We start from the raw sequence: 14,447 nt of genomic DNA on the forward strand, positions 1-14,447 counted from the left end.
GACGCTGTAGACCAAAACGAGAGATAGGCCCAATCACATCGAACAGGCCCGCTGGCGCTCAGAACTGTCGGCGCCGCTCAGGCGCTTCTGACGTGCTCGGTGTCAGCGGGCAACAGCGCCGCGAGTTCAGGTGTCCCATAAGTCAGGAAGACCAGGTCAGCGTCATCGCTCTCATCCCAGGTAGCACGATCGAACGTCACCGGCAGTGGTGCGAGCGGCGACGGGTCGAAGTATTCCTCGATGTCGTGCACACCATCGTCTTTCTGGAAAGACAGAGCCGAGAGTGCTTCCGCCGGGGGCTTGAGCCAATACACCCGAGGGCGGGAAGGGTCGGACTCGAAGACAGCACTGGTTAGGCCGTTCGCGGTGAGTACACGTTCCAGGTCTCGCAGAGATGTCCCGCCCTCCAGCGTTGGCGGCTGCTTGATCCGACCGCCACCTCCTGGTTCGCCCATGTCGTCGTTGCCGACAGGCTCATTCTGGATGTCCTCGACCTGCTGTCGAATCTGTCCGACTTCGGAGTCGATCTCGGTGGTCGTTGCGTGGCCGGTCAACGCCAACCGCTCGATGGCCTTCTCAATATTGGCGAGCACTGGGGCCGCGTCGCCCACGATATCGGTGAAGTCACCGTAGTCCTCGGCGATGCCCTTGTAGACCTGCTCCTCAACCGTGTCAGCGTAGAAATAGTTGCTGATGCGGATATCTTTGTACGACGCACCGATGCGGTCAACGCGCCCGATTCGCTGCTCGACGCGCATGAGGTTCCAGGGCATGTCGTAGTTGATGAGTCGCCCGGACGTTTGCAAGTTCAGACCTTCGCTCATGGAGTCTGTACCGATGAGGACTTCAAGCTCGCCACTGCGGAACCTGGTCTTGATCTCCGACTTCGTAACCTCGGTCCAGCTTCCAGACTCGACGTTGTAGACCTCCCCACCTCGGCCCGAGTAGCAGCCGAGGCGGCGGTACCCCGCCGTGAGAAGCCGCTCGCGGACGTAGTCCATCGTGTCGGCGTACTGGGTGAAGACGACGACAGAGGAGTACGTGTTCAGAGCCTCTGTCACGTCTGCAACAAGTTTGCTCGCTTTGCTGTCTTCGCCCGTGATGCTATCGAGGTCTTGGAGGAACGACTTGAGCTCTGCGATTTCGTCACGGAGGCGGTCGGCTCTCGTGTCGAAGGCCTCTGGCTCGAACAGCGAACCTTCGACATCTACGTTGTCGTCGTCGGTAAGCAGCTCGGCGAGGTTTTTGCCGTTCTCCAACACACTCAGGCGACGGCGAAGAGACCGTTTGATCGCTTCGAACGAGGAGGTCAGTCGGCGGCGATAGACGGTCATGATGAACCCGAGCGCCTGATTGCCAGCCTCGGCCATGTAAGCGTTGTAGTGGCGGCGGATGTACTCCTCGATCCGCTCGTACAGGCGTCGCTCGTTCGGTTGTAGCGGGATAAACTCGTCCTTGACGTGGCGATACGGGATCACCACGTCGTTAGGGATGATCCCGGCTGCCTGGTAGTCGCGCATGGTCTTTCGGGTGTTGCGGAAGACACGATCCCGCATCGGAGTGTGGCGACGGAGCCACTTGTCCATCCACTCGGAAGTCTCGTTCGGGAACTTGGCTTTCAGGTCCGCGCTCGGTGGATTCCCGGCCAGAGCTGTAACCACGTATGCACCCGTCCAGCCAAGCGCGTCGTCGATCTGTTGTTCGAGGTCACCATCCCGCTCGGCCTGCTGGTCGGAGAAGTAGTCCTCCAGCATCGCGCACAGGAGGTCCCAGTGGCGGTGCATCGGGTCGATTGCCAGAAGCTTGAAGTATCGAATGAACTCTTCCGCACTCACGCCCCACCGCCCCTTGAGCCCGAGTAGGGAGATCAGGTCCCAGGCTTCATGCGGGTTCATCTGCATCGGTGTTGCCGTGGCGAGATACAGCGCGCGCCACATCTCCTTGTCTCGCATCTCTTGGAGCAGTGCCAGCAGCGAGTTTGGAGTGTCGGTCGGCTTGGAGCCGCGTCGACGGGCGTGGTGGGCTTCGTCAACCAGGACGACATCCCACGGTCCGGCATCGAGAATCTGCCGCCGGCGGTCGCGGCGGCGAGCGAGGTGCGATGAAGCGAGCACGATGGGGAACGCTGACCATGGATTGGCGTTCGGATCGACCGGGATCGGCTCGTCGTAGCGATCCACGAAGGTGCGCTTGTCGAAGCGGGCAACATCGAGGTTCATCTTCTCGTGAAGTTCCTCTTGCCACTGCTTCATCACAGACGCAGGCACGAGCAGTAGTGCCTTCTTCCCCCGGCCCGACGTGAAAAGTTCGCGGAGGACCATGCCCGCTTCCACGGTCTTGCCGAGCCCAACCTCGTCGGCGAACAGGTAGCCGCGCGGGTAGGTGCTCACGACACGGCTGATGAGTTCTGCTTGGTGCGGGAGGGGCTGTGCCCATGCTGATCCGACGCCCGTCCAGGGCGATTCGGTTGGTGCATCGCGCAATGCGACGAGCTCGTCCCATGCCGACTCGACATCGAACTCTTCGGTGTCGTCTTCTGAGAAGGTCGGCGCCTCCGAAGGAGGCAGGGTGACGCCCGGTGGTAGAGGTGGAGTGTCGGGTGCGTGCTCGACGAGGTGCATCCGCACTGCCGACGGCAGGTCGATGACAGCCCACCCTTCGTCAGCGTTGTCTGTCCAGTGCTTCTCGAAGTCGAGCACCTTGTGCACACCCAGGTAGTCCCAGATCGGGACATTCCAGGATGGGTAGGCGTCGAAGGTCTCATGGTTCTTCGCCCAGGCTGTCACCGATGAGTTGTTCGACCCGTTGAAGGCGACTCGATTTCCGTAGCCATCCGCGAAGATGCCGTACTTGGTGTGGAAGTAGCGCCCCGACTCTCGATGCGTAAGCAGCTCACCGTTCTCTCCTCTTGGGACACCGACACGAATCTCAAGTCGGTCGGTGGCGACCATCCACGCAAGCACGCTCAAATGCTCGCTCTGAACGATCCGCGCCCCGGCAAGGTCCGGGTCGGCGAGCAGCCTCTCCGCCACTACGTCGTCGAGCGGCTTGCCTTCGATGACAGCGTCCACGTCTCGCTGCGCAAGCTGCGCCCCGACAATCAGGCGCATCTTCCCGCCGTTCGCGAGGAAGTGGGCGGTGCCCTGCGCTGCGTACTGAAGCTCGGAGGCTGACCAGTAGCCCACGGCTCTGTCGTAGGTCACCGCCCGGGACAGCAGCGGCATGTAGAACGTCTCGAACGGACGGTCGTCCGGCGAATAGGTCGCTCCAAGATCAACGGTCTGGAACGAGTCGGGACACGAGATTGGGTCGTACGGGAGCAGCCCGGAGATCACCGGCACGGCTGGTGGTGCCGGTGATCCAGGTAGTAGAGCGTCGCCGTCGTCCGAGGTCATGTCACTCCACGTCGAATAGTGTGTTCTCGTTGGGGTCTGCCAGTGCGGCCATCTCCTCTGCCTCCGGTAGGAGGACATCATCGAAGTAGAGGGTGCAGAGAGTGTCGATGAGTCCAGCCTCCGGCACCACCCAAGCGCCTTTGATCTTGGTACGTGGGATTGCGTTCGCCAGACCTTGCAGGGTGGAAATGAACCCGGCGTTGCTGGTGTATCCATGACGGTCGAGGAACCGCTTAGCAGCCTGCTGACCGTCCACCTCGGCAACGTAGAGCGCAGTGTCAACGGCGTCGATGACGTGCTCGAACGACGACGCTTCCGGCGTCACGCCCGGCAGTTCAGAATCGACGCCGCGACGTAGGCGTTCCTTGGGTGTCAAAAGCTTGACCTTCCCGGATGCCTTCGAGACGATCTTGGCGCGTTCCAGGTCATCGACATCCAGACCACCTACCGCCAGGGCGAGGAGGCGGGCCGTATCGAACGGGAACTCGCGCGCACCGAACGTGTCCCATGCCAAGAGGACGAAGTCAGTGAGGCCATCCACCTTTGCGGCCTGACCGACGAGGCGGGAACGGCGAAGGTCCACGATCTCCTCACGCGCCAAAGCCAGAGCATCTTCGGGGCGGAGCAACTGGTCTCGCCCATCAACGTCCGGAGTGGACGAGTAGACGGGCCAGTTCTGCGAGATCACCGAAAGCGTTGGCCCGTAAGTGGAGAGCAGGAGGTCAACGCCGTTGATGCCGTCGTGCTGGAATCGCGTTGCAGCGTCGCGGGCTGCCTGACGGATGTCGTGCTCGATGTCATCGAGATACACTTTGTGATCGCTACTGCGTTCAGTCCGCTTCCGGCAAACGAGCATGATGGTGGAGGCTGCGGAGTTCATATTCGCTTGGTGCAACGACGACTCAGCTTCGGTGTTCACAGGCCAGGACGTTTCGATCGTAAAGCCGGCCTGCAGAAGCCCCATACCGAGCGTGTCCCAGGCTTCAGCACGCTTGTGGGTGAACATGACGGACAAGACACCATCGTCCGATAGCACGCGGCGAGATTCTTCGAATATCGCCGTCATCTTAGTCTCATAGTCGAGGTCGGCGAGTTCCTTCTTCCGCCTACCCATGCTGGCGAATCGCGCCAGGTTCGCGACCGCTTCGTTATCCTTATCCGTTAGCTCGTCGTGAAAGAAGTCAGGTAGGAGTCGGCCGAGCGTGCGCTTCTCCCAGACGTAGAAGTAGTCTGCTAGCTCGGCATACATGACATTGTCGTAATATGGCGGATCCATGCAGATGTGCGTGACGGAACCGTCACCGAGCGTGAGAGTGGCGGCGCTTCCTTGAGTCACGATGACATCACGGGAGAGCAGGTCCCCGTGGCTGAGTTCTGACCCGCCGGTAGCGTCGAACAGTGTGGAAATCTCCTCGTAATTCGCGACAAGGCGCGCCAAACACCAGCCAAATAAAGCGGTCGCTCCCTCGAACTCAGCAAAACTCCACTTGAACGCAAAGTCGTGTCTGTCGAAAACGCTACGCAAGGTCTGTTGTCTTACATGCCACGAAGCGAGACGCGAGTTGTAATTGAGAGCTTTACTTTGCATCATTGCTAGTTCGATCAGCACGTCGTCTGCACGCTCGCCTATCGCTTCTCGAACCTCGGGTACCAGCTCAGCAAACTCCTCAGCAAATGTTCCATGCACGAGTGCTTGTCGAGGTGTGAAGAAATCTATCCATCGCTCAAGGCCGTAGTTTTTCGGCCGCATGTCGTTGCCATCAGGAAACTCTTCCGTCGGAAGGATGCCGTTGGCGAACCACTCGTCCTTACGTTCAGAGAATTTCTGACTGGCAGCGGACAGTGCCGTGATGTCCTCGCCGGTCGGCGCCCGGAAAGTCCTCTCGCCACTCGGCTTTCTGATGGCGACTGCATAGAGAATCTGCGTCATACGCCCGCTCCTGGCGGACTCCTTGATGTACTCGGCATCGATGACCAGATTGTCGTATGGCGAGATGGCCTTGCCCCGTGAGATCGTCCCGATACTCGCGTCAGTCTTGTCTACTGCGTTGCCCAGCGCAACTTCGAATCGAGGCTCGTCCAACTCCACGTCATCTATGGACGTTATGATTCGGACCGCGGCTTCCTTGCCGGCCGGCTTCCTCAGCCACTTGTCCGTGAGGAGTGGGACTGTGCGTCCTGTACGCGGACAAGGCACAGCGTTCGTCCAGATGTAGGCGATCACACTTTCTCCGCCTTGAAGCGGGAAGAATTCCTTGAGCCGCCGCTCAACACGGGTTACCAGTTCGCCTCCCCAACGCTTGATCTCTCGCGTGAGGGCAGAGCCGCTCGTGGCAGGAATCTCGACACTCGCCTTCAGCACACTCGCCGCCACGCCGTTTAGGTCGTTCGCTGCAACCGGCAATCCGAGACGACTGGCAGACCACGGGATCGAACCACCTCCAGCAGTCGGGTCGGCGATAACAGGCAGCTTCCCCCAAGTACGTTCCAAGACAGCGTGGAGGAGATCGACATCGCTTCGAGGGACGCTGTTGCGGAAGGCCTGTTTATAGCCGTACCCATTCCCCTTCAGCTTGACACCCGAAGCATTAGCAGCATCGATCATCTGCCGCCCCTTCACAGGGTCCCCCCAGATACCAATGAGGCGGAGCAACCAGCATCGATACGACACCTCGTCACGCAATTCATCCGATTCCGGGAATGCAGCGGCAAGACCCTCATGCCATGCCGGGAGAACACCCGCAAGTGCCACCGCCGCAGCTGTCACGATCGGTCGACGCGCCCACCAGATGTGAAGAGAGTTCAGTGCAGGCAGCGCTGTCACGACAGCCCTCTCCCGCCGCGATTCGATTCCGAGCTCTGCGACGGGTAGCCAATCCTCGATGAGGACTCGTGGTCTTGAAGTGGTCACATCGTGTCCTTAGTCAGCGAGGAGGGTTCGGAGTGCCTTGCGGGCGCGGTTGCCATCGAGTCCCATGCACTTGGAGTACCAGTAGTAGGTCTCCTCGACGCTCATGGCATTGATTCCGGCGACGAGGGCCCGAACTCGCTCATGCTTGGCAATGGGTTGGGTCGCGAGCAGGACTAGCGCAAGGCGGACTCCCTCGGCTTCGCCTAGGCGAATGGGCGCCTTACGTTTGAAAGCCAGCACGCTCGGCTGGTGTCCGGCTTTGCGAACCGCGACGAACAGCGCATCGACCACGCGACCAGCTTGAACAGGTGTGGCCTCGCTGACCGGTGCCGTGATCGAGTTGCCGCTCTCGCCGTAGGTCTCTTCAAGCGTTACTCCGAAGGTTTCACCTCGGCCCGGCGTTACGACGAGTCGGAACCCTCGGACGCCTTCGACCAGTGAGAGATGGGATGCGGGGCGGAACCGCTTGACCGCACTCATTTGGTCACCTCGGCCGTCATCGTGGTGCTCTTCATGCCGAGGTTCTTGACGACCGTGTGAATCTGGTCGAACTGAGCGTCGGTGATGTCGAGAGCGGGGGTGAAGCGGAAGACGAGGGTGACCTCCCCCGCTACCTTGTTCGCTCCGCCGATGGCCTTCTTCACATGGTTGTAGGCGGACTGGAAGTCTTGACGGTCTGCGGTGCCCTGGAACTGGACTCCGCCGTTGACCCCCTTGAACTCAGCGCGGATCGTCGCACGAACGGTGATGTGCTGCTTTTGCAGCATGCCGAGCGCGGCTACGGCGAGGTCGATGTCGCTGGTGCCTGAGGCCTCGTCGGCGGTGACCTTCAAGGTCATCGTGCTTACTGTCGGGACCGTGAAGTCCGAAATCTGATCGAGTAGGCTCTGCATTGCCGCGCCGCCCGGGCCGGCTGCATTGAAGGTCTTCGAGTTCGGTGTGCGGGTCGGCACCTCGATCTCTTGTGCGTCGGCTGCTTCTCTGCTGAGGATGCGGAGGCCGTCGAGTCCCTTGTCCTTGATCGCGGAGGGCGACAGTGCTCGGACGCCTGGTGCGGGCTGTGCATCGAGGACAACAAACCACTTGTAGTCGCTGGCCTGTACCGCAGTGGCGAGCAGCTCCAAAACGTCGGTCTTGGTGGGTTCGCCGCCGCACTGGGCTTCGAGGCGGGAACGTATCTCGGCTCCTGTGAGGTCATCGTTGGTGATGACGGCGCGCAAGTCGGTTTGAGTCGGCTTGCGAACGAGCAGGCCCCGTGACTGTGCTTCGGACGCGGTCATCACCTCGGCGTCAGGCTTCATCTCTGGCGAGAACCCGGTCATCGTGCTTGCCGTGTAAGTCTTGCCCGTGCCCGCGTCGTAGTAGACCCAGTTCTCGTTCTTCACCCCGTTGACGATCGCTTCACGAATAAGGTTCGGGTTGCGGACGATCTGGATCGTGTGATCGGTCCAGAAGTAGTCGGCGATCGAGCGTGTGGTGGCGGAGCTTGCAGCGTGCCAGGTCTTCGACCGGAGATAGGAGGCTGTGAAGGGACTGCTTCGAATCTTGTCCTCATCTTCGAGCAGACTCAACACCGCCGAGGTCGCGTTCTTTGTGTCGCCCTGTGCCTGAGTGGGAAGCTCACGATGGCGCAAGTACCCCGTGCCCTTGTCGCCGGAGGGGAAGTAGATGTGCTTGTAGCAACGCGTCACGGCGATGCGAGCGTTGAGGGCGGCCTCCTTGTTGTACACCTCCACCTTCTTGCGCACCTCGTCACTGAACTGTGCGAGTCGAGCGGCGTCGCTGGCAAGGTTGTTGGACGCGATTAGGGCGCGGGCACGGTCCTTCAGAACCTCGACCTGCTCCTCGTCTGGGACCGCGAACACCACAGCGTTGCGGTAGGTCCGCGGGCTGCCGACGGAGCCCACTTTGTCAAGCATCTCAACGATCGCTGCGGGCGGCTGTTCTGCGCCCTTCTGCGTGACGGCCACGACGTTATAGTCAAGCACCACGACTCTCAGGCCCGATTCGTCGTGGACCTCGGCGGGGCCCGACGGGAAGTGCACGGCTTTGGCGCCACCATCGTTAGCGAACGCATTGCGGATGAGTGTGTCGACCATCGCCGCGACGGCGGTATTGGCGACGTTGCGCTTCTCGGTCTCGATGATGGCGTTGACGTTCGGTTCGATGTTGAAGCGCCATCGCCCGCCATCGAAAGACAGATGCCAGAAGACCTTCTCGGATTCCGTGAGCGCCTTCTCGAAGATGGCGGTGTCTTCGCCTGGGCGGAGTGTGCCGACGACCCAGTCGTTGCGGCCGGCTCCTGCGGTCGCCACCATTTCAAGCGAATGTGTGAACACCGTGCGTGCGACGCGGGTGGTGTAAGCAGGTTTGCCGGGGAAGATGTCAGCGTCGACTGCGGCGGAGTGCGACTGTTTGCCTGCGAAGTCGCCCTCTGCCACCGAGGCGTATTCGGCCCGTCCGAGACCATCGGTGAGGTGGTTCAGCACCGGGTCGTTGTCGTAGTCGATGTCACCAACATTGATGATCGCGGTGTCATCGTTCGTCGCGTAGATGTGAGCCACGACCTCAGCCAGCAACTTCAACGCGCCTCTTGCTCGCTGGAACTGTGTGATGTTGCCCAGGCGCTTGTCCAGGACACGAACGAGCTCGGGGTGGAACGGGTACGTCTTGGTGACCAACTCGCCGTAGGTCGCAGGGTGTTCGGCGCCGCCCGCCAGCTGCTCGGTCTTGCCGAGTGTCTCGTACAGGTCTCGGTAGGCGTCACCAGCAGCAGTCGCCGCAGTCTGATCGACCGAGGCAAAGATGCGTTTCTTGAGGATTTCACCGATCTCGTTGTCGTCGGCAGGGCGGATCACTGCGGACGGTTGCACGGCGCGGGTCAGTACGTCCCCGGTCTCTTCCGCTGCCTTGACGGAGGCGGCGTTCGCCGCGTCGGCCCGTTCTTTCTCGTCGCTGGTGAGGTCGCTGATCTCGGTGGTCTCTGCACCGAAGGCGTTGGTGGTGGCCGCCAGGGTGATGATGACTGAGACCCGATTGGTCGGGTCAGACGCGACTTCGAACATGTTCCCCAGGAACACCGGGATCGCACGGGCCATGCGACGCACGTCCTCGCTGCCCGAGGACGACACCGCTCGCAGGTACTTGGCGATCTCGTCCACGATGACGATCGTTGGCCTGCCGCCGAACGCCGCCTTGATGGTGCCTGTTCCCGGCGCCGTGCGATCGGCGTCATTGGCAGCCATCACCGAGAAGGCGTTGTCACCGATCTGTGCCGCCATCTCGCCCCACAAGGTGTAGGTGCGGTGGCCATCGGTGTCAACCCCGGCGGTGGGGTCGAGAGCATCGCCGACGAGCGCGGCAACCTGAACGGCACCGTCCGGAAGCAGGCTTGGGTCGATGAACTCTGCGATGTTGGCGGGTCGCGCCCCACCGGCCAGGTGGTAGACCGCTGTGAGGCCGTGGGTCTTGCCGCCACCGAAGGAGGTAGTGGGCCGCAAGACCCCGTTCTCTCCTGCCACGCCTTTCGCCCCAGCAATACGACCGAAGGTCTTGGTGAGAAGGGTCTTCAACCCGGAGGTCGGGTAGGTCTGAGCAAAGAACGCCCCCGCGTCGCCGTAAACCGGATAGTGCTCGGCGTCACGTACAACCTTGTCGAGCTGTGCTGCGAAGTGGTTATCGGCGAGACCTCCTTGAAGCACATCCTCTCGTGGCACACAAGCGTTACGCAGTGGAATCAGATCACTCATGCCAGCGCTCCCAGTCTCGTCTTCACTTCTTGCCTCCTGACGTAAGCCCCGTCCTAAATTCCACCACGTCGCCGTCCTGCATGACGTAGTCCTTGCCCTCGATGCGCACCTTGCCGGCCGCCTTGGCGTCCTGCATTGAGCCCGCCGCGAGGAGATCCTCGAACGAGACGACCTCGGCCTTGATGAAGCCGCGCTCGAAGTCGGTGTGGATCACGCCGGCAGCCTGGGGTGCCTTGTCGCCCTTGCGTATGGTCCAGGCGCGCGCTTCCTTCGGGCCGGCCGTGAGGTAGGTCTGGAGGCCGAGCGTGTCGAAGCCGACGCGCGCGAGCTGGTCGAGACCCGACTCATCCTGGCCGAGTGCCTCGAGCAGCTCGGCAGCTTCGTCGGCGGGCAGGTCGATCAGCTCCGACTCGGTCTTCGCGTCGAGGAATACCGCCTGAGCGGGCGCAACCAGCGCGGCGAGCTCGTCGAGCTTGCCCTGATCGGCGAGGATCGCCTCGTCGACGTTGAAGACGTAGATGAACGGCTTCGCGCTGAGCAGGCCGAGCTCACGAACGGGCTCGAGGTCGAGATCGCTGCTCGAGAGCAGCTTGCCCTCGTTGAGCACAGCGAGTGCTTCCTTCGCGGCGTTGAGCACGGACGCGTCGAGCTTCTTCCCCTTAACCTCTTTCTCGAAGCGCGGAATCGCCTTCTCGAGGGTCTGCAGGTCGGCGAGGATCAGCTCGGTGTTGATCGTCTCCATGTCGCTCGCGGGCGACACCGCGCCGTCGACGTGCACGACGTCGGGGTCGGAGAATCCACGCACGACCTGCGCGATCGCATCCGCCTCACGAATGTTCGCGAGGAACTGGTTACCGAGCCCCTCACCCTCACTCGCGCCCTTCACGATGCCGGCGATGTCAACGAACGACACCGTTGCCGGCAGCAGCCGCTGCGAGGCGAAGATTTCGGCGAGCTGGCCGAGCCGCGCATCCGGCAGTTCAACGACGCCGACGTTCGGTTCGATCGTCGCGAACGGGTAGTTCGCGGCAAGCACCGTGTTCTTGGTCAGCGCGTTGAAGAGGGTGGACTTGCCGACGTTGGGCAGTCCGACGATTCCGATAGTAAGAGCCACGGCGCCCTAGTCTACCGGCCGGGCGGATCGCCTGCGGCGGCCCCGACAATGTCAGGGGGTCGTGCCACCATTGAGCCACATGTCAGTCAGTTTCACCGCCGTCGACTTCGAAACGGCCAACCGCTCCCCCGCCTCCGCCTGCGCGGTCGGCGTGGTGCGGGTGCGCGACGGCGAGTTCGTCGAACGCGAGACCTGGCTGATCCATCCGCCCGAAGGTCATGACCAGTTCGAGCCGTTCAACATTCAGCTCCACGGCGTGAGCCCGGAGCGCGTCGCCCGCGCACCACGGTGGCGTGAGAGCTTGCAGCGGCTCATCGACTTTATCGGCGATGACGTCGTCGTTGCCCACAACGCGGGCTTCGACATCGGAGTCATCGTCGCCGCCTCGCGCGCGAGCCGACTGCCCGTGCCCGGCATGCGCTATTTCTGCTCGCTCCGACTCGCCCGCACGAGCTACCAACTTCCCTCGTACAAACTGCCTCGCGCGGCGGCCGCCGCCGGTTATACCCTGGAGAACCACCACGACCCCCTCGCGGATGCCGAGGCGTGCGCGGCGATCGTCGTCGACGTCGCACGCACTGGCGGTTTCACCGACATGGACGAGCTTGCGAGCTCGTCCCGAGTGCAGATCCGCGACCTGCAACCCGAGGATGCGCCAGCGCACGACCAACTCGTGGCCGACGCAACATTTTGACCACCGCAAGGAGCATCCCTTGACCGCACCCCGCTGGCAGCACCTGCTTGAGCGCCCCGAGAACATCGACGCCACGGGCATCGCCATCGCAATCATCGCCGATGGGGGCGACGCGGCCTACCGCAAGTCGTTGGCTCGGTGGAACTCGCTGCGCGACCGCAATGACAAGGATGCGCAGGCCGGCATCGCGCTGATTCTCGCGGACGCCTTCGACGACCACCGCGCGATCGACGAGATCGCGGAAACGTGGCCCGAAGTGTTCCCCGAGCAGTTCGCGTGGCGCACCGTCATCGCCGAGCCTGGCGCTCGCACGCGGCGCGCGTTCGGGGAAAAGTCGCTCGCCGCGCTGCGGGAATGGGGCGAGCACGGCACCGACGCCGATCTACCGGCCGAAGCGGCGCAGGCCGCGCGGATGCTGCACCCCGACGACGCCGAAGAGGTCTACCTGCCGCTGCGTCGGCTGCTGCTCGAGCGCGCTCACGAGGCGATCGTGCGCCACAATAGCGCGGCGAGCGCGGCAGCACAGGTCACCGAAGACGAGTCGTCGGAGCACGAAGAGGCTACCGAGCAGCCAGCCGAACCGACGGCCACAGATGACCTGACGCAACTCGAGGCCGCGATGGCCGCGTCCGATCTCGTCGACACCGCCGAGCGCGCTGCCGACAATCTCCTCGTCGCCGCGGCCCGGGCCACACCAGATTCCTACGATGTGCAGCGCGTCGTGCTCTCGTACTGGGGCGAGGCCGAACCACTCGACGCCGTGCCGACCGCGAACCCGCGACCGGGCGACCCGCCGGCGTCGTGGACCGCGACCTGCGAGGTGCTCGCGGGCACGCGCTCGCCGAGCGTCGCCGAGCAGTTCAACCAACTCGCCGAGGGCTACGACGAACTGCACGGCCGCGAACTCGAGCAGTACATCGACGCCCTCGAACGCACCAACGCGCCGTTTGCCGACACGAAGCTGCTCGAACTCGCGAAGTCCGACAGCGGCGCCGCCAGCCTCGCAGTGCGGGCCCTTGCCGACCGGCGCCGCCGTCTCGCGAAGGCCCAACCGCCAATGACCGAGCGGTTTGACGTGCTCGTCGAGGCACTGCACGAGCACGGCATCCTCACCGAGCTCCCTGGTGTTCAAGCCCGCGCCGCCCTTGCCAAGCAGCGCACCGCCGACGAAGAACCGCTGCAGGCGGCGCTAGCGATTGCGGACGCCTACGGCCGACCGACCGGCAACGAACTCGCGCTCGAATGGGCCTCGTTTGCGAGTTGGCTCGAGACGGCAACGCTTCCGGGCCCAGCACCCGTACCCGCCGCGACGCCGTCGCCGCGTCAGCGACCGGGCGGCATTCGCGGCCTGTTCCGTCGCAACTCCTAGTCGTTGGCGGGCCATGTCGCAGGCTCATGGCACGCTGCAGGCATGGACATCGCAGGGCTCATCATTGGTCTTCTCATCGGCGTCGCGCTCGGCGCGGTAATCGGCGTGCTCGTCACACGCGGGCGCGCCCTGACGGCCGAGGCCCGCGTCGACGAGCTTCGCCAGGCACAGACGCAGGCCGAGCTTCGCGGCTCGGGCGACGCGCGAATCCTGCAAGAGCTCGCGCCGATGCGCAGCGAACTCTCGCGCTTGCGGCTGACCGTGCACGAGCTTGAGCAAGAACGGCTCGAGCTGCACGGTCGGTTGAGCGAGCAACTGCGCGTGCAGGCGAGCTCCGACGCCGAGCTGCGGGCGGCCACCGAGCAGCTTACCGCGGCGATGCGCTCGGGCACGGCCCGCGGCAACTGGGGGGAGGCCCAGTTGCGCAACCTCTTTGAGAGCGCGGGGATGCTCCCCCACGTCGACTTCGACACCCAGGTCTCGGTCGAGGGTGACGACGGCCGGCTACGGCCAGACGCCGTCGTGCGCCTGCCCGGCGAGCACGCGCTCGTCGTCGACGCGAAGGCGCCGATGTCACGCTTCCTCGAAGGGATGCGCGTGCCCCAGCCCGGCACCGAGGCCGACGCCAAGCTGCGGTCGCGGCTTCTCCGCGAGCATGCGCAGGCAGTGCGGGGCCACGTCGACACCCTGCGAGCCCGCAACTACCAGGCCGTCGTACCGGGCTCGCCGAACTTCGTCGTCGCGTACCTCCCGAGCGAGGCGGCACTCTCGGCGGCGGTCACCGCCGACCCGGCCTTGCTCGACGACGCCTTTGCCAAGGGCGTCGCGCTCGCGTCCCCGACCACGCTCTGGGCGATCCTGCGCTCGATCGCCGCCGCGTGGCAGCAGGAACGCGTGAGCGAGTCGGTCGAGCAGGTGTTGGCGCTCTCAAGCGACCTCTATCGCCGCATCGGCACCGCGTCGGGCCACCTCGCGAAGCTCGGCCGCCAACTACGGGGTTCGGTCGAGGCCTATGACCAGTTCGTCGGGTCCTACGAGAGCCGAGTACTGCCAACCGCGCGTCGGCTCGCCGAGTTCGATGCCGCGGCGAAACCCATCGAGACGCCGAAATCGGTCGAGAAAACACCGCGGGCTGTCATCGCCCCCGAGCTCGTGCCCGACGCAAAAGTCGAGCCCGAGCACCGGTAATCGGCGCCCGGGCTCGACCAGGGTTCG

8 protein-coding genes and 1 pseudogene are annotated in these 14,447 nt (G+C 63.4%); 3 read left to right on the plus strand and 6 right to left on the minus strand.

The features are described 5' to 3' along the window. Window positions 1–77: 77 nt before the first annotated feature. The 6 genes and pseudogenes from EJL01_RS03150 to ychF form a co-directional block, all read right to left on the minus strand. Window positions 78–3,395, minus strand: coding sequence for a DEAD/DEAH box helicase (locus EJL01_RS03150; RefSeq protein WP_164509698.1), 3,318 nt, complete (start codon window positions 3,393–3,395; stop codon window positions 78–80). 1 nt (window position 3,396) lies between these two features. After that, window positions 3,397–6,000 carry a DUF1156 domain-containing protein gene (locus tag EJL01_RS03155; protein ID WP_241209086.1) on the minus strand — a complete coding sequence of 868 codons (2,604 nt, stop codon included), beginning with the start codon at window positions 5,998–6,000 and terminating at the stop codon, window positions 3,397–3,399. Window positions 6,001–6,126: 126 nt separating this feature from the next. Beyond that, window positions 6,127–6,306 (minus strand): annotated as a pseudogene (locus EJL01_RS13460) (DUF1156 domain-containing protein); the annotation flags it as partial. Window positions 6,307–6,315: 9 nt separating this feature from the next. Continuing rightward, on the minus strand, window positions 6,316–6,786 hold the full coding sequence (locus EJL01_RS03160) for a DUF7680 family protein (protein WP_125106249.1): 471 nt from the start codon (window positions 6,784–6,786) through the stop codon (window positions 6,316–6,318). Next, entirely contained in the window at window positions 6,783–10,055 is a 3,273-nt protein-coding gene (locus EJL01_RS03165; protein WP_125106250.1) for an ATP-binding protein, read from the minus strand. The genes EJL01_RS03160 and EJL01_RS03165 overlap by 4 nt, the downstream gene beginning before the upstream one ends. 22 nt (window positions 10,056–10,077) lie before the next feature. Next, window positions 10,078–11,169, minus strand: a complete 1,092-nt coding sequence (gene ychF / locus EJL01_RS03170; RefSeq protein WP_125106251.1) for a redox-regulated ATPase YchF — start codon at window positions 11,167–11,169, stop codon at window positions 10,078–10,080. Between the two features lie 79 nt (window positions 11,170–11,248). Between ychF and EJL01_RS03175 the strand changes: the two genes are divergently transcribed. The 3 genes from EJL01_RS03175 to EJL01_RS03185 are packed head-to-tail and all read left to right on the plus strand — an operon-like array spanning window position 11,249 to window position 14,420. Next, on the plus strand, window positions 11,249–11,863 hold the full coding sequence (locus EJL01_RS03175) for a 3'-5' exonuclease (RefSeq protein ID WP_125106252.1): 615 nt from the start codon (window positions 11,249–11,251) through the stop codon (window positions 11,861–11,863). A 19-nt stretch (window positions 11,864–11,882) separates the two neighbouring features. Next, window positions 11,883–13,232: a hypothetical protein gene (locus EJL01_RS03180; protein WP_125106253.1), complete on the plus strand. Its 1,350-nt coding sequence runs from the start codon at window positions 11,883–11,885 to the stop codon at window positions 13,230–13,232. A 42-nt stretch (window positions 13,233–13,274) separates the two neighbouring features. Next, window positions 13,275–14,420 (plus strand): DNA recombination protein RmuC, encoded by a 1,146-nt coding sequence (locus tag EJL01_RS03185; protein ID WP_125106254.1) that lies wholly within the window; start codon window positions 13,275–13,277, stop codon window positions 14,418–14,420. Window positions 14,421–14,447: the final 27 nt, after the last annotated feature.

Source organism: Gulosibacter massiliensis (assembly GCF_900626105.1).
GTDB lineage: Bacteria > Actinomycetota > Actinomycetes > Actinomycetales > Microbacteriaceae > Gulosibacter > Gulosibacter sediminis.